Raw genomic sequence first — 19270 nt, 5'->3', positions numbered from 1 at the left:
GCAGACCAAAACTTATGCCCTTTTCATTAAAATCAACCCTGCGCCTAACCCACCCTACGAAGTATAAGTTTTACTTATCACCATAACTACGGGAGAGCCGAAAAAACAAAAATAGAATAAGGATTCAGAGTTTTTTCATTGTATCCTAAACATTCAACACAAATATAGTCAAACCTTTAATTCTAAATTCTCAATTCTTATGTGTGAGGGCTTAATATCAGTCGTTAAGCTCTTTTTTAGTTTGGTATAGCATTGGCCTAGTGAGCAAGATGCTCACATTCCCTACACGCTTAATTTTTTCGATGAAAATTAAGCTATTTTAGTTTATGAGGCATTATCTTTTAATGCCCCACTTGACCCATTTTACTCTGGTTTACGAGCAATCCAATATTTACTAACAAAATGTAGTTGAGTTTCCACTAATTCAAACCCAGCTTTTTCTAATCTTTCCTCTAAGTTATCTCTGATATAATCTTGATGGTAAGGTTCATGAAACATAGCAGAAAAATTGTTCAGCATCACTTCAAACTCAACAAAATCTGATAACTGCATGGAATCACAAATAACAAACGTTCCTCCTGGTTTTGTCACCCGAAAACACTCATCAATAACTTGTTGACGAGCAAACCCAGGTAACTCATGAAAGAGAAACACACAACTAACCCCATGAAAAAAGTTATCGGGATGCGGCAAGTCTTCTGCATTAGCATGGGAGAGTTGGGGCAGTTCCCGAGGGTTTTCTGATAGCAGTTGGTTGGCTTTACGGAGATAGGCAGGTGATAAGTCAACCCCGAATAAAGACGCTTTAGGAAAGGTTGCCCGAAGTCCTTTTAAAGTACGTCCAGTTCCACAAGCAACGTCTAACATTTTAATCTGATAAGCTGGAACAGAGGAAAATGTCTTTAATCCTTCTTTTAAAGGAGCAAGAATACGACGGCGCATACTATCGGCTACCCCGTTAAAAAGAAGGTCTACTTGTAAGTCATAAAGATTAGCTGAGGAGTCACTCAGATAACCGTCGGTTTGATGATGAAAGTTTTGTAAATAGTAACTGGGATAACCTTCTTTTTCAATGTTGTCGGCAAAAGATTGATATTCTTTGCGTTGCAATCTTGACCATATTTTCGGTAAATCTAGCCATACTTCAGGATAATAGCGAAGGAAATCTGGCAAAAAACTATCAAATAAAACTTCCACAGGATAGACCCCTTTTTGGGCATCTTCCCAGTCTATGTCACACAGTTGACTCCGACTTTCCTGTAATTTTAATAATGATTCTGGAGAGAGAGGAGAAGTGATATCTTGACGAGTGGGAACAAAGGTATTTGTTAAGTGATCGCTGATTGTTTTATGAGTAAAACTAAAGACACTTTTAGTTTGTTGGAACCCTTGATAAGCCAACTTGGTCAAGGTATCAGAGAATGGTGACAGTAAATTAGGATTAGAGGTTGATTGCATTGAAACCAGTTTTTAGTAAGGGGAGAAAATATTAAAAAAACCTTTTTTAGTGTATCTAATCTAAAAAGTTAGGTCAAGGGATATTTATCAATGAGATCATTTCTAATAATTATTGTCTAACTCCTGAGCATTTAAAATAGCCATAGAAAATATATTAACAATTGTATTAATTTGACATCCTTTTTGCAGAATATAAAAGGTGTTTTTCATCCCTAATAAAAAGTATAATGTTAGAGAGGATTTCTAATGTTTAATCTAACTTTAATTAAGTCTTAATAATTTTCCTTTCACTAGAATGTTACAATGGCTACAATATGAATAGGGACTAATACTCAGGTAGTTTTATAGGCCAGTTGTCTGAACTGCTAGGTTTCGTGTCCTGTCCATTTATTTTCTTAATTACAAGTCTATTTAACCGAAACATAAACATTATTTTAGAGTTAACGCTTAAGGAGGGACTGGGCTATGTTAATGACAAGGTATACCATAGAAGATATCAAAGATGAGGCATTGCATCTAGTAGAACAAGGGAAAGTAGATAGACAACAAAGAATCTATACCTTGTGTCAATATCTTCCTTCAGGGGAATGGTGTTGTATAGAAACTGAGTTAGAAAGGAATGATTTCTTACTCAGAGATTGCATTGCTGATTTAATTCCAGCGCAGGATTGGAACAACGATTAAAGCACCGTTTATCGAGAAGATATTAACATAAATGGGGGGACAAGGACAATTAAAATATGATCCTTATACCCCTTTTTATGTCTTTATCCGTAATTTTTCTGTGGCAAATTAAGATTTGTTTTAGCTTATAATCAAGAAACTTATAGGACAATAGAAGCAAATATCAGTTTATTCGAGAGATAATTTCCCAATGGCAAGGTTAGCCTTACTGAGTGTATCAGATAAAACAGGAATTGTTGAATTAGCCCGTCAATTAGTCAATGAATTTGGTTTTGAATTAATCAGTAGTGGAGGCACGGCCAAAACCCTACAAGAAGCCGGACTCACAGTTACAAAAGTTAGTGACTATACAGGTTCCCCAGAAATTTTAGGAGGAAGAGTTAAAACCCTGCATCCTCGCATTCATGGCGGTATTTTGTCCCGTAGAAATGTGCCAGAAGATATGGAGGATATGAACAGTAATGATATTCGTCCCATTGATTTAGTCGTGGTTAATCTTTATCCCTTTGAAGAAACCATCGCTAAACCTGGTGTTACAGTAGCTGAAGCGATAGAAAAAATTGATATTGGTGGACCGACTTTACTCCGTGCTTCTGCTAAAAATTTTGCCCACGTTACTGTTTTATCGAACCCTAAATACTACGACAGTTACTTACAAGAATTAAAGGATAATAACGGGGAAGCATCCTTGAATTTTCGACAAAAAATGGCAGGAGAAACCTTTGCCTTAACCAACGCCTACGATGGAGCGATCGCAGATTATTTTGCCAGTCTTTCCACAGCAGAAACCGCCACCTTACCCAGTCGTTATACCGCTGCCGGAACAGCCTTGCAAACCCTGCGTTATGGAGAAAACCCCCATCAAAGCGCAACTTGGTATCAACGGGGAACCAAAGCAACAGGATGGGCTGCGGCAACACAACTGCAAGGAAAAGAACTCAGTTACAATAATTTAGTTGACTTAGAAGCAGCAAGACGGATTATTGCTGAATTTGACCCCAAAGAACCAGCAGCAGCCGTTCTTAAACACACTAACCCCTGTGGGGTAGCCGTAGCTGCCAGTTTAGCAGATGCCTACGAACAAGCCTTTAACGCCGACTCTATTTCCGCCTTTGGGGGAATTGTTGCCTTAAACCAACCATTAGATGGGGAAACCGCAGAGAAATTAACTAAAACCTTCTTAGAATGTGTGGTAACTCCTGGTTGCACCGAAGAAGCTAAGGAGATTATTAGTAAAAAAGCTAAAGTTAGGGTCTTGTTATTGCCTGATGTAACCCAAGGGCCGAAGCAAACGGTAAAAGCGATCGCCGGTGGATTATTGGTACAAGACTCCGACGATGCGGTAGATGTGCCGGATAACTGGGAAGTGGTAACGGAAAAACAACCGACTCCTGAGCAACTGGCCGAGTTATTATTTGCCTGGAAAGTAGCCAAGCACGTTAAATCAAATGCGATCGTGGTGACCAAAAATCGTACCACCTTGGGCATTGGTGCCGGTCAAATGAATCGCGTAGGGGCGGTGAAAATTGCTCTAGAAGAAGCAGGAGAAGGTACTAATGGAGGCTATCTTGCTAGTGATGGTTTCTTCCCCTTTGATGACTCTGTACGCACTGCTGCTGCTTCTGGGATACAGGCGATCGTGCAACCTGGGGGATCCCTACGGGATAAAGATTCTATTGCTGCGGCCAATGAGTTAGGGTTAGTGATGGTGTTGACAAAAATGCGTCATTTTCTCCATTGATAATGATGGTTTTTTGTGCTGCAACAATTAAGCTCAGTTGCAGCAAATTTGACCAAATATTGAACATTGAACATTGAACATTGAACATTTTGGTTTCAAGCCTCTCCCTAAAGGGAGAAAGAAGTTTGGGAGAGGTTTCAAGCCTACTTCCAAACGAATGATAAATGATAAATGAAATGACCACCCAAGGGGTTAACGGTGGGAGTTTCTTCTAGTTTAAATCTTAATCAGTTAAGGATTGACTTACTTTTGTTTCCATACCAGCTAACTCAAAAGCATCATGAACAGATTTTAAAGCCTTTACCCCTTCTTCTTTGGGAACCACACAACTAATTTTAATCTCAGAAGTAGCAATCATTTTGATGTTTATCTTTTGTTGAGCCAAGGCCCCAAAAAACTGAGCAGCAACGCCCGGTTGTCCGATCATACCGGCACCCACAATACTCACCTTAGCAATATCTTCATCCACTACCACCTCATCAAAGCCATCAGAAAGATGATTTAACGCCTTACAAGCTGCTTCAACATCTACTTGGGCTACCGTAAAGGCAATATCACGGGTGGGTTTTCCTGCCAAAATACGACAACGCTGAGATTGAATAATAGTATCCACACTAATATTATTGTCCGCCAACACCCCAAAAATGCTGGCCGCCATCCCTGGTTTATCCTGAACATGACGAATAGCTATTTGCGCCTGTTTCATATCTAAGGCCACCCCACGCACAGGAGGGGCCGTGGCTACGGTTTGGGCGTTTAGTGGGTTAGAGCATAACTCCACATCAAAGACTTCACATAACACTTTTATCGCTTGATCGCCGTCTTTTTGGGCAACCACACAACTCACCTTAACTTCCGAGGTGGAGATCATTTCGATGTTAATATTAGCCTCAGCTAAGGTTTTAAACATTTTTGCTGCAATACCTGGCCGGCCGATCATTCCGGCACCTGCAATAGAAATTTTCGCTACCCCCGTTTCTATCATCACCTCCGCTTCTGTGGGGTTGGAGGGGGTACTGCGTAATACAGGGGCGATCGCTTCTGCTACGGCCTCGGCTTTGTTTAAGACATTTTTGACCACGGTAAAGGCAATATCGTTACTATTTCCTTCGTGGATAGATTGAATAATTAAGTCCACATCCACCTGTTGATGGGCGATCTCTCCAAATAAACGGGCTGCGATACCTGGGCGATCGGGAACCCGTAATAGGGCAATTTTTCCCTGATCTCGGTCACATTCTACCCCATCCACTGCTTTGGTTAGTTCTAATCCCTCTAAGGATCTGGGTTTGGGAATAGGGGAAACTACACGAGTACCAGGTGCATCACTCCAACTGGAACGGACCACCAAAGGAACTCCATAGTTGCGAGCTATTTCTACGGCTCTGGGGTGCAGAACTTTCGCTCCTAAACTAGCTAATTCTAACATCTCATCGCAGGTAATTTCTGCCATTAATCTCGCTGAGGGGACGAGACGGGGATCTGTGGTTAAAATACCCGGAACATCGGTGTATATCTCGCAAAAACTAGCGTTTAAGGAAGCTGCGAGGGCCACTGCCGAAGTATCTGAACCTCCACGGCCTAGGGTGGTTATTTCTAAATTTTCTCGGGAACTAATTCCTTGAAACCCTGCTACAACAACAACTTGAGCTTGATCCAGATGGCCTTTGATGCGATCGGGTTTAATGGAGAGAATGCGGGCCCGACTATGTTCGGCTTCGGTAACAATGCCTACTTGCGCCCCGGTTAAGGAGATGGCTGGTTGTCCTATTTCTTGTAAGGCCATAGTCATCAGCGCAATAGTCACCTGTTCCCCGGTGGAGAGTAACATATCCATCTCTCGTCGGGAAGGGTTGGCGGTAATTTCTTGTGCTAAATTCACCAAAGTATCGGTGGTTTTGCCCATAGCAGAGACGACCACAACTACTGTATTTCCTTGTTGAACGGTTCGATGGATGCGTTGGGCAACGGTTTGAATCCGTTCTACTGACCCGACGGAGGTTCCTCCGTATTTTTGGACAATTAGAGCCATAGTTGAAATAGATGCAGAGATATCTAACGTTTAATGTAGCAAAATTACTCAGGGGTTGTGGGGAATTTGTAATATTTTCTTATACTATGAGGTTATTTTTAACAGTTTGAGCAAGATTCTAATTAGTTATTATTTTCGGTTATTTTTCTTACTTTCTCAACGCCTAAATTTAACATAATCTCAAGAGAAGTCCCCATCTAAAAATACCATTTTAGGAATACTCATATTTTAGATAGGGATGAATTTTGAAAGGATAGGGTCTCAATTCAAAACGTTTTCTAGAAGGTTTTTAATTTCATCGCCTCCTTGATTTTGAAGAAAAGAGAGGATAATCGGGACAAACTGGGCTATCATTCCACTATCTAATCCCAGCTTGGAGAAACCCCCTGCTAAACTCATTAGATTTCCGATTCCGGCTGCTTCCCCTCCCATAGCTGAAGCTAGTCCACCTAATGCACCCATCATTCCTCCAGCTTCTGGAGCAGATGAGAGCAAATTTTCTATACCTGGAACATAATTTGCGATTGTAGCAAAATCATCGTCCCCTAACTTGTCTTTTGCCAGTTGAAAAAGAAGTCCAGCACCACCTTGAGCTTGTGACTCTTCTACGCCGAGATTTTCAGTTAAAAGTTGAATAAGTTCCATGAAGATTACTGTGTAATTTTCCTTATTTTAATGGCAACTCAAAAAAATTGGGAGCAATAAGAAATGATTCATCAGATATCTCTTTTCTTATTTCCTGTTCCGAAGTTCCCCATTGCCTTCTACTCAGACTTAATTTTCACAACTGAAAACTGATTACTATATGAGGTTATTTTTAACAGTTTGAGTAAGATTTTGATTAGTCATTATTTTCAGTTATTTTTCTGACTTTCTCAATACCTAAATTTAAAGCTTCAGCAATTTGCTCTACACTTAAACCTAATGCTAATAATTGAGGAACAGACTCTAATTTACCCTCCAGTTTTCCTGCTTCTCTTTCTTCTTTAATTCTTTCTTCGGGGGTTAAATAACGCTGGCCATTTTCATCATACCAATATAACCATTCTCTTTCTATACCTTGATAAGTTCCTATTTCTTTTCCTATTCCTAAATTGAGTTCTGATAACCAAATAGTTTCCCCCGGTAATAATTCATAATTTCCATTATTTAATTGATAGACTTCTAATTTGGGTTTTCTTTTCCGTAAAGGATTATAAATTACGTAATATAAAATTCCCATTTCTGCATAAAAGTCTTTCTTTTTAGTATATTCTTTTCTTCTTTTATGAGAAACTACTTCTAAGGCTAAAATTGGCACTTTTTGTTCTTCCCATAAGACATAAGATAACCGTAAGTCTTCATCAATAATACGAGGAACTCCAACACTTAAAAATCCATCAGGAACAATAGCTGGCTGATAGGGATCGTAGTAGATACCCATATCTACTCCAAAATACCAATCTTGTCTTTCAGACCAAATTAAAGCCAGAATATCTAATAATAGATGAGGAATGAGGTCTTGTAATTGATTATCCACAGGTGTATCATCAGAGTCGGGTAAATCTTCGGCAGAGGGAAGACAATGTTTAGGATTATAGTTTAATAGCATGGCATTATTTTAAGTCACTCAGATATGTTGAACTTATGGCTTAACTTTATTATATATTCCCTAAATAGATTATTGTTCAGGTTAGACTAACTTTCCTCAGTTTCTGTCGTTACCTCAGAAGAATTATTTTTGAACATTGATGTTATGGTATCCAATAGTCGGTTTAAAAGAAAAAAAGGACTAAGGATAATAAACAAAACATTGAACAAATCAAGATTAGTAAAATTGTGATAATAATCTAAAATTATCATGTTTATTCTCACTATCATTACAAATAGACGTTTATAGAATTTGTACTATAACACAACACATAGTGAAATCTACTCCGAAATACTAATCTTGCTTTCTAGTCCAAATTAATGCTAGAACACCCTATTAATCTTCACCAGAGGAAAGATAATTATTAGGATTATAGTTTAATGATTTTGAATTAAGTATAATCCTATTCTAAATAACAATTAATTAATTAATCATCATTTTACCAGGGTTCATTAAACTGTATGGATCGACTTCTTTTTTGAAGTTTAACTGGGGAGAATCAATGGTTCTTCGGCCTCCTCCTTCTAACAAATAGGTGTGAGGGTTGGCAATACCTGCACCATTTTCTTCGTGATAACGGATGATTTCATTGACTCTTTCTTCTGTTGTAAAATGAAACAACTGTAACCCTGCCGGAATAACTTTACCTTGAAATTTCAAAAACTCTAAATGAATCATTACTTCATCCCCAAAATGATTATAAAAGTGTTCCACATTATCTAAGGTAAAGTAAAAGGTTTGTAAATAAGTAATACTGGGATCAATTGCACGAGCATGAAGAGTGGTATGATTCCAAGTAAACTCTAATAAACTGGTTCCTTTACTCGCTTCTTCGGCGGTTTTTAGATAAGTTATTTCCCCATTATATTCATAAACTAAATCCTTCAATGCCTCTAAATCATATTCCGAAACCATCAACAATGCAGCGTGTTTATTCTCGGGTAAATAGTCTTTTAAATGATGTAAATAACCACAAATGGGGGAAGCATGAACGGTGATTAATTTTTTAACAATACCGTCGCTATCTCCTAACCCTTGACCAAACTTTGCAGCTTGCATAAAATCATTAAAAGTAACGATAATTTCAGCCCAAGGATAAGTAGGAGCTAAGGGAATTTCTAATTGTGTAATAATACCATTAGTACCATAGGCGTGATTTACTTTTTGTACTTCATCCCCTCTTAATTCCATCAAACAGGGTTCATCTTCTAAGGTTACAATGCGTAAAGCGCGAACATTGCCTCGATCGCGTAATTGTCCATAGTTTACAGATCCCATCCCCACACTACCACCACCAATAAACCCTCCAATAGTCGCTGTACGGTAGGTAGAAGGTGCCATACGCAACTCCCAACCGGTTTGTCTGGCCAGTTTATCAAAGGCGGCCATTTTCACACCAGGTTCCACACAAGCAACCCCTTGTTCTAACCAAAGAATTTGTTGCATTTTTGTAGTATCAAGAATTACACCTCCTTCTAGGGGAATACATTGACCATAATTACCGGTTCCGGCCCCTCTAACGGTTAAGGGAACTTTGTATGTAACACAAGTTTGGGCGACTTCTATGACTTCTGCTTCTGTGGTAGGACGAATGACTATATCTCCCCGTTTATCTTGCAATTTTTGCTGCAAAATAGGACTAAAATGGTAATAATCAAGGGATAATTTCGTAATTTGATGGGGATCGGTAATAATTTCTAAATGAGATAAGGCTTGTTGGACTTTATCAATGTTTGGGTGCATAATTTTTGTTAAATGTAGAGGTAAATTTATCTGTATCTATTTTAACAAATTATGTAACTTGTCAGCGTTGATTTTTCATGGTTTAGCTTTTGAATTCAATTTAATTTTTACGCGTTATATTTAAGTTTATCTTTGACAAATCATAACTTAATACTTACTAATCAATTTACAATTATTAATTACTATAAATGTTTATCTTTCTAATAAAAATAACTGAGTAAAATAGTATTCCCCATCAGCATTTTTAGCAATTCCTACCCCAGTTAAATTAAAATTACCTTCCATAGCTTCACGATGACCTTGACTATTTATCCATCCTTCAACTGCGACATCAGCTAAGTTAGGATAGCCTTTTATGTAAGCTAAGTTTTCTGCAAAAGAACGATATGGAATCGTTTTTCCCACTGCTTCGGCTCTCTTATCAAAACCATCATGACTAAAGGTTGTTTTTTTGTTTGCCATATCTCGGCTATGTTGTCTAGCAACATAACTAATTTCCGCATTCATTGTTAATGGGGGTAAATTTTTGGAAAGACGATACTGATTAACTTTACGGTTTATTTCTTCTTCTAGGGCAACTAAAAATTGACCATTTTGACTAGCATTTTCTATTAAAATATCTGATTTTTTCCAGGGTTCTAAACTATTACTAACTTCAGGAGAACGGGCAATAATAGAAGGCTTTCCTTTTATAAATATTTGTGTAAAATAATATTCTCCTTTACTATTTTGTGCTATACCAATTCCAGTTTCATCGTATTTGCCTTCAATATTTTTCACAGTTTTGGGATCATTTAACCACTGTTTTAGAGTGGCTTGAACAGGGTCATAATCATTTTTATGGGTAGCTAAATTTTCTGCTCCATTTTCATGGGGGGTACTTAAACCAATAATTTCTAATCGTTTTTCTAAATTTTGCTCACTAATAGGAATGATACCAGCAGCAATTCTTTCACTATGAATTCTAGCTTGTTGACTAATTTGAGGATTAAGTTTTAAGGGTGGTAAATTTTTAGATAAACGATATTGATTAATTTCTCGGTAAGTTGCTTTTTCCAGTGTTTTTAGAAGTGCAGGATCGGTTAAACTAGGAGGAGGATTAGAAGGTGTGGTTTCAGTGATAGGAATATTTTGAATAGCGATAGGTTCAAGAGACTCACAAGCCATTAAACCCAATGTCAACAAACAAAAAGTAAATAAGCGTTGATAAGAATGATTTTTCATAGGGCAACAGAAAAAACAGTTAAAATTGTTAGGAGTGTTAAGAATAGAGTATGAATAGTTTAGCGTCAGTGAGCAAAAAAGCGATCGCACCCCAATTAGTTAATTATCCCATTGTAGAGACCTTTCACTCCTTACAGGGGGAAGGAACCTGGACAGGGACAAATGCTTTTTTCATTCGTTTAGCAGGGTGTGATGTTCATTGTCCTTGGTGTGATCAAAAAGAGTCCTGGACTAGCAAAACATATCCTCAACAGTCTACTAAAATGTTAGCAGAAGCCTCTCAAAAAGCTAACCCTTTCATGGTAGTAATTACAGGAGGAGAACCCTTGATGTATGACTTATCGCCCTTAACTAAGGCGTTAGAAAAGTTACGGTTACGGGTTCATTTAGAAACATCAGGGGCCCATCCTTTTAGTGGAGAGTTTGACTGGGTAACTTTTTCCCCCAAACCTTTTAAACTTCCCCATAAAAGTATATATTCCCAGGTTAACGAACTAAAGGTTGTCATTGCTAACGAAGAGGACTTAAATTGGGCCGAAGAACAAGCAAAAAAGGTTCCTCCTGAAACCATTAAATACTTACAACCTGAATGGAATCATCCCGAAAGTAAAGACCTAATTTTTGATTATATTCTCAACCATTCTCAATGGCGCATGAGTTTACAAACTCATAAATTTTTGGGGGTTCGTTAGGAAAGTCAGAAGTTAGGATAAAACTTATTTTATAGCAATAGACAGGTTAGTTAGGACACATAAATTGTATTTTAAGGCAACAGGCAACAGGCAACAGGCAACAGAAAAATGTCCTAATAGCCTTGGCGACTGCTATAGTTAATATAAATAACCTCTAACTCCCTAAGAAGGTAATTCCAATTTTATGGTTTTCCCTAAATTTTTGTTAACTTGATTTCTTAAACTTTCAGGTTTTGGAATAAATTGCGCGCGCCTAGCATTGGGTAAATTGGCTTCAATAGCAGGTTCACCTAATCTTTGATAGAATTCAGGCAAACACTTTTGAGGCAACAAATCAACATAAAGATTAATACCTGCAAAATCATTATACTTGTAAAAGTCCTCAAAAAATGTCCACTGTTGTTGATTAAAACATTGACCTTGCTGAGTAACACTGAATAATTGATCCCATCCGGTTTCTATAAAGGGTACAATTTGTGAAGAATGGAGACGACCAAAATATTGTCCAACAACTTTTTTCTCATGAAATATTTTATTGGCGTGTAAGGTATTTAACTCACCATAATAAGGACATAATCCTTCTCTTGAACCCACTGTATTCCCACCTGTGACACAGAAAGGATAATCTAAAACTGCTTGTGATGGCTGATTTTTGACAAAGTTCATGTAATCATAAAATTCCTGAGCTAACGGTAATGTTTTATAGCCTTGCTTAAAAGAATAACCGGTATAAAGTTCCGCACAAGCTAAACAAACAAGAAGAATAGTTAAGATTTTTCTCAGGGGATGACGTAGATGATTAAAAGTAATTCCTAGAGAGAAAAGAGTAAAAATAATTGGATAAATAACGCTACTTCTACCTGCGATGCGATGAAAGCTAAACCAAGGAAATATTTTTAGGGTAGGGAAATAGTCGGTATGGTAAAAAAGACACAGTAAAAGAATTATAATTAGAGGAATATATATAGCGATTTTACGGCGAAACTGCCAAAGTCCCCCTAAACCAATAATTAATAAAAACCAGCCAATACTACCTTCTCCTAAAGCATCTCCTTCGATTAAATCTTTAAAAGTATCTCGATAACGAGGTTCAGGATTTAAGTTAGGTAACCAAGGAATAAATAATCTTAAAGGATTGGTCCAAGTTACTACATGGGTAGGAATATTGGCAAATTCAGGTCTTTGTGCTTCCTGGAAAATTTGTAGAACAATCGGAACATAAAGAAATCCAGAAATACCGATGATTGCTATTAATAATAAACATTGACGAGGAAATTGTCTAAATTCTTCTTTGTAGTCTTTCCAGACATTATAAGTAATTTCTATAATTGATATTCTTTCACTAATTTCTCGATAAACCATTAATAAAAAGATCCAGGAAAGTGAAACGGTTAAAGACATTAAAGCATAACCAGCGACATAACCTAAATCTTGACCTAAACAGAGAAAAATTAAAGCAATTCTTACTAAGATTAATCGTAATGGAATAAATTCCCTAAGAAACACTTTTTTGACTATTAAAAAGTCAGCAACAAAGCTCAAAATAGTCCAATGCAAGAAACAAAAATTAAGATGATGAGGATATTTATGAATACTATAAAAATTAAAAAATGTGATAATTAATCCAGATCCACTAGCCCGAATTAATCCATAATCTACTGTTAATAAAGCAGTGACTCCCAACGCACTCAACAAAACAGAAAAAAAGGTAATAAACTGTAACCAAGGACCCGAACCAAACCAGGAGAAAAGAAGAGAATAAATCATATTTTCTTCGATCATCCAAGATTGAAAAACATGATTGGTACCATAGGGGTAAAAGACTTGGTCACTAACTAAGTTCAAATGAGGAAAAGGATTAAAACTTAGGTTTTTCGCAAAATAATAACCAATGTAAGACCATTGAGAAGTATCTCCACTTCCCACTAAAGGATGCAGAAAGTCTTTGATAACAAGAAACCCGTAAGACAGAGAAACTAGGGCAAATAACAAAGATATCAGGATAAATCTCCTGTCTTTTACCATATTCATCATGAACAAGCAAATAAATAAGCTAATTTAAAATTAAGCATAAAGACGGATAAGACCAGAATAAAGTTGCTATTCTTTTCAAGTTGATTAATCTATATAAGATCAATTATCATTAATATATAACTATAGAGTTGATCTTCCCATAGGAAATTAACTGTATTAAAGGCCGAACTGCAAGGGAAATAAAGAATGATAGATCAAGCTTCGGTTGCAACAACTGATGGCATAAAATTGCAAGAAGCAGAAGAAAAACTCATCCAGTTTTTAAACGATCATAGCGAAGTTGAGATGATTCTTCCGGTTATTCTGGGGATTTTTATTACGAGTCGTTTACAATTGAGAGGGGCTAACGCGCTGATTGTTAATTTAGCCATTGCCAGTATTTCTCGTCAAATTTTTGTTAATCTCAAAAAGATAACTCCAGTAACAGCTACCACTAGCTCTAACGGACGTTTAGAAACAGAAAGGGAAGAAAATAGCAAATATACTATTATTCACTCTGTTCCTGGAAGAATACGGGTTAAAATTCCCAGACTAGCCCAGGATATAGAATTTTGTCGGGTTTTATCCCAACTATTGGAAGAAGATGATCATGTGATCAAGTGCCGTATTAATCGTCCGGCAGCTTCAATAGTGATTAATTATGAGGCGCAAGGATTATCTGATGTAGAATTAGGTTTACGTTTACTAAATATTATGAATAAAGCAGAACAAACTGTCTCATAAAATCGAAAAATAAGCTCATTGAAAATCTAAACAATCTCCATGAAGACTATTCCCCAGATCGTTCATCATATACCTGGAAGAGTCCGCTTTCGTATTCATCGTTTAAGCTATGATCGGCGTTTTGCTTTACGTCTTAAACAGCTTTTAAAAGCAGCAAATGGTATTGAAAAAGTTCGCTTAAATGATTGGGCAGCTTCTGTTGTGATTGATTATAATTTCAAAAAAGAGTATAAAATTGAGGAATACATCGTTGATATTATAGAAAAAGCCGAAACAAATTATAATTTAATCATCAAAAAAGAAAAGAAAAAAAATCTAGAAGAATGGTCAACTTTAACCCTTCCTAGTTTAGCCACAATATTAGCATTTGGAGCCAGCAAATTACCCATTCCTGGCTTGAAATTAGTTGCTAGTTTAATCCTACTAAAAGCAGCTTTTCCTGTGGTAAAAAGAGCTTACGAAAGTTTATCTAATAAGCAAACAATAAACATCGATTGTTTAGATAGTTTAGCCCTAATTTTTAGCGGTTTGCAAGGACAAATGGTAACACCAGCATTAGTAATTACCCTACACGAACTAGGAGATATTATTCGTGAAAAAACCGCCCGATCCACAGAAATAAAAACCAACAATTTATTAGATACTATTGGCCATTTTGCTTGGGTAGAAAGAGATAATAAAATTATTCATGTAGAAAGTAATGGAGTAGAAATAGGGGATATTGTAGTAGTCTATCCAGGAGAAAGAATTCCCGTTGATGGCAAAGTAATTAAAGGAAAAGCCATCATTGATCAACAACAATTAACAGGAGAATCAATGCCCGTTGTGGCAGAAATAGAGACTGATGTTTATGCCTCTACCCTATTAAGATCAGGGGAAATTCGCATAAAATGTGACAAAGTAGGAGAAAAAACCCGTGCAGCAGCTAGTATTCAACTACTCGAAAAAGCCCCCGTCCATGACACTCGCATGGCTAACTACGCAGCCAATTTAGCAGAACAATTAATGATGCCATCCCTATGTTTAGCTGGCCTAATTTTAATTGTTACCCAAGATCCCCAAAGAGTGGCTTCTATTCTTACCTTAGATTTTGTAACAGGTATTAGGGTTTCCATTCCCACCGCCTTTTTAGGGGCTTTAAATCATACCACCCGTCACGGCATTTTAGTCAGAAGTGGTCGTACCTTAGAACTATTATCAGAAATTGATACCATTGTCTTCGATAAAACCGGAACCCTCACAGAAGGCAATATTCAAGTTATGGGGGTAGAAACCGTCACAGAAACAGTAAATGCCAACACCCTGCTTCAATTAGCAGCATCCACGGAACAACGCATTACTCACCCCATTGCCGAAGCGATCGCTAAATATGCCCAACAGGAGAACATTAATATCTTACCCCGTGACCATTGGGACTACGAAGTAGGGTTAGGGATGGTAGCCACTATTGCAGGGAAAACCGTGTTAGTGGGCAGTCAAAAACTATTAATCAGTAAAGGGGTAGCCATCCAAGAAACCCCTCAAATGCAAGAAAAATCGGCTTTATCACCCATTTATGTAGCCTGTGATGGAGAATTTCAGGGCATTATCTACTATACCGACCCCCTGCGTCCCGAAAGTACCAAATTAATCCAACGCTTACAGAAAGACTATGATATCGAGGTCAATCTTCTCACAGGAGACAACCAAACCAGGGCAACAGAAGTGGCCGAACGTTTACAGATTCCCCTCTCTAACGTCCATGCAGAGGCGTTTCCCGAAGATAAGGCAAAAATTGTCCGTGACTTGCATAATGGGTGTAAAACCGTCGCTTTTGTGGGAGATGGACTCAACGACTCAGTGGCCTTGGCCTATGCAGATGTCTCCATTTCCTTTGAAAACGGGTCCGAGATTGCCAGAGATACCGCCGATGTGGTGTTGATGAACAATAACTTGATGGACTTGTTAGAAGCGATCGCCATTGCCAAAGCTACCAAAGCTTTAATTAATCAAAATACTTTGATGGTGGTTGCCCCCAACTTAGCGGCGTTAGGTTTGGCCACCAGCGTTGGCCTTAACCCATTATTAGCCACCCTCATCCATAATGGCACTGCGATCGCCGCCGGATTAAATAGTTTACGGCCTTTGGTTCAACATCAGCTAGAAAGCAGTTAACTTTTCTATTTAGGAGTTGTCTACTCATGTCACCTATTCACTGGGATAAATCGGTTTTTAGCCTACACTTAAAAGAAATCATCGACGATCACCATCATAAGGGTGATTCTAGTGGTGTGGTAGGTTTAGGAGCAATTTTATTAGGGACTATTGCTCTTCCTGCTGCTGCTAAATATGCTCGTCCGATCATTAAGTCTGTGATCAAAACTGGTATATATTTGTCTTATGAAATGTCAGATAAAAATCAAAAAATCGATGAATAAATATTCCTGGCGATCGATAGCATTGGGTTTTGGTGTTTGCTTAATTATGATGGGTTGTACTGCCCAGAATAGTCCTTTAGGGAAAGAAGAATCTTACCGTCCTGTTGATCTTAGTAAACTTGAAGGAGAATTAACAGCAGAAGATCCTGAAACCATCGCCTTAAACTTATTTGGTAACAAAGAGGAACCGGTTGAGGGAAATTTTTCTCAAGAAATTGAAGTAATTGAACAAGAAGGTTTTAAAAGGACTTTGATGTTAACTCAAATGAACTTACCTGATGATTCGGTTAAAGGGTTACGTTACCGACTTAAGTTTGAGTTTGATCAATCCACAGGTCAATGGGGTTTAGTAGAAGCAGGAACTCAACAATCCTGTTCTCGGGGTGATAATTCTGGTAATTGGACCATTGAACTTTGTCCATAAAACCTACTCCCCGTCTCCCCGTCAGTAACTGCGGGGTTATTTAACTACTTAATAGTTTACGTTATCGGCGACCCATAAAACTAAAGGTAGGGTAAGAAAACTAAGTAATGTTGTGACAACAATAGTCCTAGCAACTTTGGTAGATTCTCCACCAAATTCTGCTGCTAAAACAATAGTATTTACTGCGGTTGGCATGGCACTTTGTAGGATAAAAACTTGTAAATCTAAGGGAGGTAATTGAATAATTGTGCCTATGAGTAAAGAAATTAAAGGGGCTAATACTAACCTAAAATTAAGAGAAATTAGTTCAAATTTAGTCACTTTAAATTTTGTTTTTACTAATTCCATACCCAGAATAATTAAGGCAACAGGAATAGCCGCTCTACCTAATATATGTAAAGCTTCTCCTAAATTAAAAGGGAGTTTTATTTGAAAAAATCTTAAAGTTAGCCCTGCCAAAATTGCCCACATTAAAGGTAATTTGAAAGTTACTTTTAAACTATGTTTTAAACTGGTTCCGGCGAGGATAGCTGGTGCAATACCAAATAATAAAATACTGGAACCAATCAGATAAATAATTGCCCTTTGTAACCCCTCTTCCCCTAAAGCAAAATCCACCAAAGGTAGTCCCATATTACCAGTATTAGGATGTAAGCTAGTGGCGATTAAACTTTTACGAGTAATGGGAGGAAATTTGAGAATATAACTAATTAAATAAACCAGCAAAAAAAGAATAAAAGCAACAATAAATACCCCTAATAATAATCGGGTTGCATTTTCTGCTGAAATAGTGGTTGTGTATAAACTGTCAGCTATTAAAGCAGGGGCTAAAATATAAACAATTAATTGGGATAAAGTTTGTTTCTCAAGGCTTAATGTTTTGCCAGCAATAACTCCAATAATGATAATAAAGGCAACCGGAATAATAGCAGGTAATAAAACAGTCATTTAGGTTTTAACCTTAGTGTTTTTTGGGATTATAGCAAAGATTCACTAATTAATATTTCATTTTTATTTTATATTTATTATGCCAGCAGTAAGAAAATAAGGAGTTAACTACTTTTCTGACTTTTAAGGCTATTTCATCTTTTTTAGCCATTATTCTTTTTATACAGTAAATTTAGCTTTCCTTCATGTATTGTTAAAAAGTTTTCAAAATATTCAAATCCAAATCGGCATAATCTATCTTTAAAAGCAATTACTAAAGTCCCAATTTCCTTATTTTCAATTCTAATAAACCAGGAGTTCCCACAAAAAAGGTATAGATGCTATACTGATATGGGTTTTGATTTTGTGATCTAGCATAATAGGCTGCAATAATTCCTTCAATACCATGACTAATTAAAGCAAATCTATCTACTAAAAAAATTCAGTTCAAGTGATTGCTAAAATCTCAACCATTGAAACTAGCGTATAAATTTGCTAATTCCCAAAGTGTAGCACCACTAATCAAAATTGTAGAAAGAACTTTAACGAAATTAAGTATCAATTAAAAAGAAGAATTGTTTTTAGTTACTGGTTTGAGTTTGAATTCCATATCATTAGTATCATTAAATAATCTATGACAATTAAGTTTACAAAAATTAGCCAGATGTTTCTGAACTATTTTATCGCAACCTTGATAGGAGACAAAAATCTGAAATGGTATGAATCAATAGATTGGGAGGAAGAAATTACTCATTTTCAACGACCATTATTTACCTATCCTTCTTATTATACATCAGTTAATTATCATGGAATTCCCCAAGGTTATCTTAATTCCATTGCTGCTATTACTTATGATATCATAACCCCCTTGGCAACCTTGCCTTATGAACAATGGATACGTCAATGTTTATTGAATGAAATTAGCTTCAAACCTAAGAAAATTCTAGATTTAGGTTGTGGAACTGGTTCCAATACCATAAAATTAAAACAAATATTTTCAGAAGCCTTAGTTACAGGCTTAGATTTATCTCCCTATATGTTAATAATGGCTGAGAAAAAAGCAGAAGATAAAAATTTAGAAATACAATGGAAACATGGATTAGCAGAAGCTACGGAAATGTTAACAAATTCCTATGATTTAATTACCATTTCCTTACTATTGCATGAAACCCCTAATTCTATTTCTCAACTAATTATCAAAGAAAGTTTTAGATTACTTAAACCCCAAGGACAGTTAATTATCTTAGATGCTAATCAAAATAGATTAAAACATCTTCAATTGCTCATTAAACTATTTAGAGAACCTTATTCAGCTATTTATGCTCAAGGTAATCTTAAACAATGGTTAGAAAATGTAGGGTTTCTAACCATTAGTGTTAAACCAGTTTGGGGAATTTATCAAGTTACATCCACGTATAAACCAGAAACATTTTGATTAAGTATCAAAAAAAAATAAAATTATGAAAGGATAGCAGATTTCTAAACCAAGAAATCTGAAAACATCAGATATGGTAATGTTTATTTAGTTTATGTTAGAAAAA

General features: G+C 36.7%; 16 protein-coding genes. 8 read left to right on the top strand and 8 right to left on the bottom strand.

The annotated features are described in order from the left end of the window. Positions 1-363: 363 nt before the first annotated feature. A complete protein-coding gene (locus tag QNJ66_RS09215; protein WP_300505538.1) occupies positions 364-1458 on the bottom strand; it encodes a class I SAM-dependent methyltransferase in 1095 nt (364 codons plus the stop codon). Between the two features lie 465 nt (positions 1459-1923). Between QNJ66_RS09215 and QNJ66_RS09210 the strand changes: the two genes are divergently transcribed. Together QNJ66_RS09210 and purH are read left to right on the top strand one after the other, a co-directional pair. Next, positions 1924-2142, top strand: a complete 219-nt coding sequence (locus tag QNJ66_RS09210) for a DUF4327 family protein (RefSeq protein WP_300505536.1) — start codon at positions 1924-1926, stop codon at positions 2140-2142. Between the two features lie 190 nt (positions 2143-2332). After that, positions 2333-3883, top strand: a complete 1551-nt coding sequence (gene purH, locus QNJ66_RS09205) for a bifunctional phosphoribosylaminoimidazolecarboxamide formyltransferase/IMP cyclohydrolase (protein ID WP_300505534.1) — start codon at positions 2333-2335, stop codon at positions 3881-3883. 223 nt (positions 3884-4106) lie between these two features. Here the strand turns inward: purH and QNJ66_RS09200 are convergent, their stop codons facing one another. From QNJ66_RS09200 to QNJ66_RS09180, 5 genes are all read right to left on the bottom strand, one after another. Next, positions 4107-5915 (bottom strand): aspartate kinase, encoded by a 1809-nt coding sequence (locus QNJ66_RS09200; protein ID WP_300505532.1) that lies wholly within the window; start codon positions 5913-5915, stop codon positions 4107-4109. Positions 5916-6176: 261 nt separating this feature from the next. After that, on the bottom strand, positions 6177-6560 hold the full coding sequence (locus QNJ66_RS09195) for a DUF2780 domain-containing protein (protein ID WP_300505531.1): 384 nt from the start codon (positions 6558-6560) through the stop codon (positions 6177-6179). 196 nt (positions 6561-6756) lie between these two features. Beyond that, on the bottom strand, positions 6757-7506 hold the full coding sequence (locus QNJ66_RS09190; protein ID WP_300505530.1) for a Uma2 family endonuclease: 750 nt from the start codon (positions 7504-7506) through the stop codon (positions 6757-6759). Between the two features lie 462 nt (positions 7507-7968). Next, complete coding sequence (locus tag QNJ66_RS09185; protein WP_300505528.1) at positions 7969-9288, bottom strand: FAD-binding oxidoreductase; 1320 nt, start codon at positions 9286-9288, stop codon at positions 7969-7971. A gap of 192 nt (positions 9289-9480) precedes the next feature. Beyond that, on the bottom strand, positions 9481-10512 hold the full coding sequence (locus QNJ66_RS09180) for a CAP domain-containing protein (protein WP_300505525.1): 1032 nt from the start codon (positions 10510-10512) through the stop codon (positions 9481-9483). A gap of 50 nt (positions 10513-10562) precedes the next feature. Here QNJ66_RS09180 and QNJ66_RS09175 point away from each other — a divergent pair, with 50 nt between their 5' ends. Then, complete coding sequence (locus QNJ66_RS09175) at positions 10563-11204, top strand: 7-carboxy-7-deazaguanine synthase QueE (RefSeq protein WP_300505523.1); 642 nt, start codon at positions 10563-10565, stop codon at positions 11202-11204. A 162-nt stretch (positions 11205-11366) separates the two neighbouring features. On the opposite strand, the gene QNJ66_RS09170 is transcribed toward QNJ66_RS09175, so the two are convergent. Beyond that, positions 11367-13196 carry a hypothetical protein gene (locus QNJ66_RS09170; RefSeq protein WP_300505520.1) on the bottom strand — a complete coding sequence of 610 codons (1830 nt, stop codon included), beginning with the start codon at positions 13194-13196 and terminating at the stop codon, positions 11367-11369. Positions 13197-13424: 228 nt separating this feature from the next. Between QNJ66_RS09170 and QNJ66_RS09165 the strand changes: the two genes are divergently transcribed. The 4 genes from QNJ66_RS09165 to QNJ66_RS09150 are packed head-to-tail and all read left to right on the top strand — an operon-like array spanning position 13425 to position 16802. Next, on the top strand, positions 13425-13961 hold the full coding sequence (locus tag QNJ66_RS09165) for an HMA2 domain-containing protein (RefSeq protein WP_300505517.1): 537 nt from the start codon (positions 13425-13427) through the stop codon (positions 13959-13961). Between the two features lie 39 nt (positions 13962-14000). Further along, positions 14001-16115, top strand: coding sequence for a heavy metal translocating P-type ATPase (locus QNJ66_RS09160; RefSeq protein ID WP_300505514.1), 2115 nt, complete (start codon positions 14001-14003; stop codon positions 16113-16115). Between the two features lie 26 nt (positions 16116-16141). Continuing rightward, positions 16142-16378: a hypothetical protein gene (locus tag QNJ66_RS09155; protein ID WP_300505511.1), complete on the top strand. Its 237-nt coding sequence runs from the start codon at positions 16142-16144 to the stop codon at positions 16376-16378. After that, positions 16371-16802, top strand: coding sequence for a hypothetical protein (locus tag QNJ66_RS09150; RefSeq protein ID WP_300505510.1), 432 nt, complete (start codon positions 16371-16373; stop codon positions 16800-16802). Before QNJ66_RS09155 ends, QNJ66_RS09150 begins: the two co-directional genes overlap by 8 nt. A gap of 48 nt (positions 16803-16850) precedes the next feature. On the opposite strand, the gene QNJ66_RS09145 is transcribed toward QNJ66_RS09150, so the two are convergent. After that, positions 16851-17750: an AEC family transporter gene (locus tag QNJ66_RS09145; protein WP_300505508.1), complete on the bottom strand. Its 900-nt coding sequence runs from the start codon at positions 17748-17750 to the stop codon at positions 16851-16853. 613 nt (positions 17751-18363) lie between these two features. On the opposite strand from QNJ66_RS09145, the gene QNJ66_RS09140 reads away from it, so the two are divergent. Continuing rightward, positions 18364-19164, top strand: a complete 801-nt coding sequence (locus tag QNJ66_RS09140) for a class I SAM-dependent methyltransferase (RefSeq protein ID WP_300505506.1) — start codon at positions 18364-18366, stop codon at positions 19162-19164. The last annotated feature ends 106 nt before the right edge of the window (positions 19165-19270 follow it).

It is taken from the genome of Crocosphaera sp. (assembly GCF_030064895.1).
In the GTDB taxonomy this organism is placed as follows: domain Bacteria; phylum Cyanobacteriota; class Cyanobacteriia; order Cyanobacteriales; family Microcystaceae; genus Crocosphaera.
Note: the sequence above shows the minus strand (reverse complement) of the source record. Positions and strands in the feature narration are given on the sequence as shown.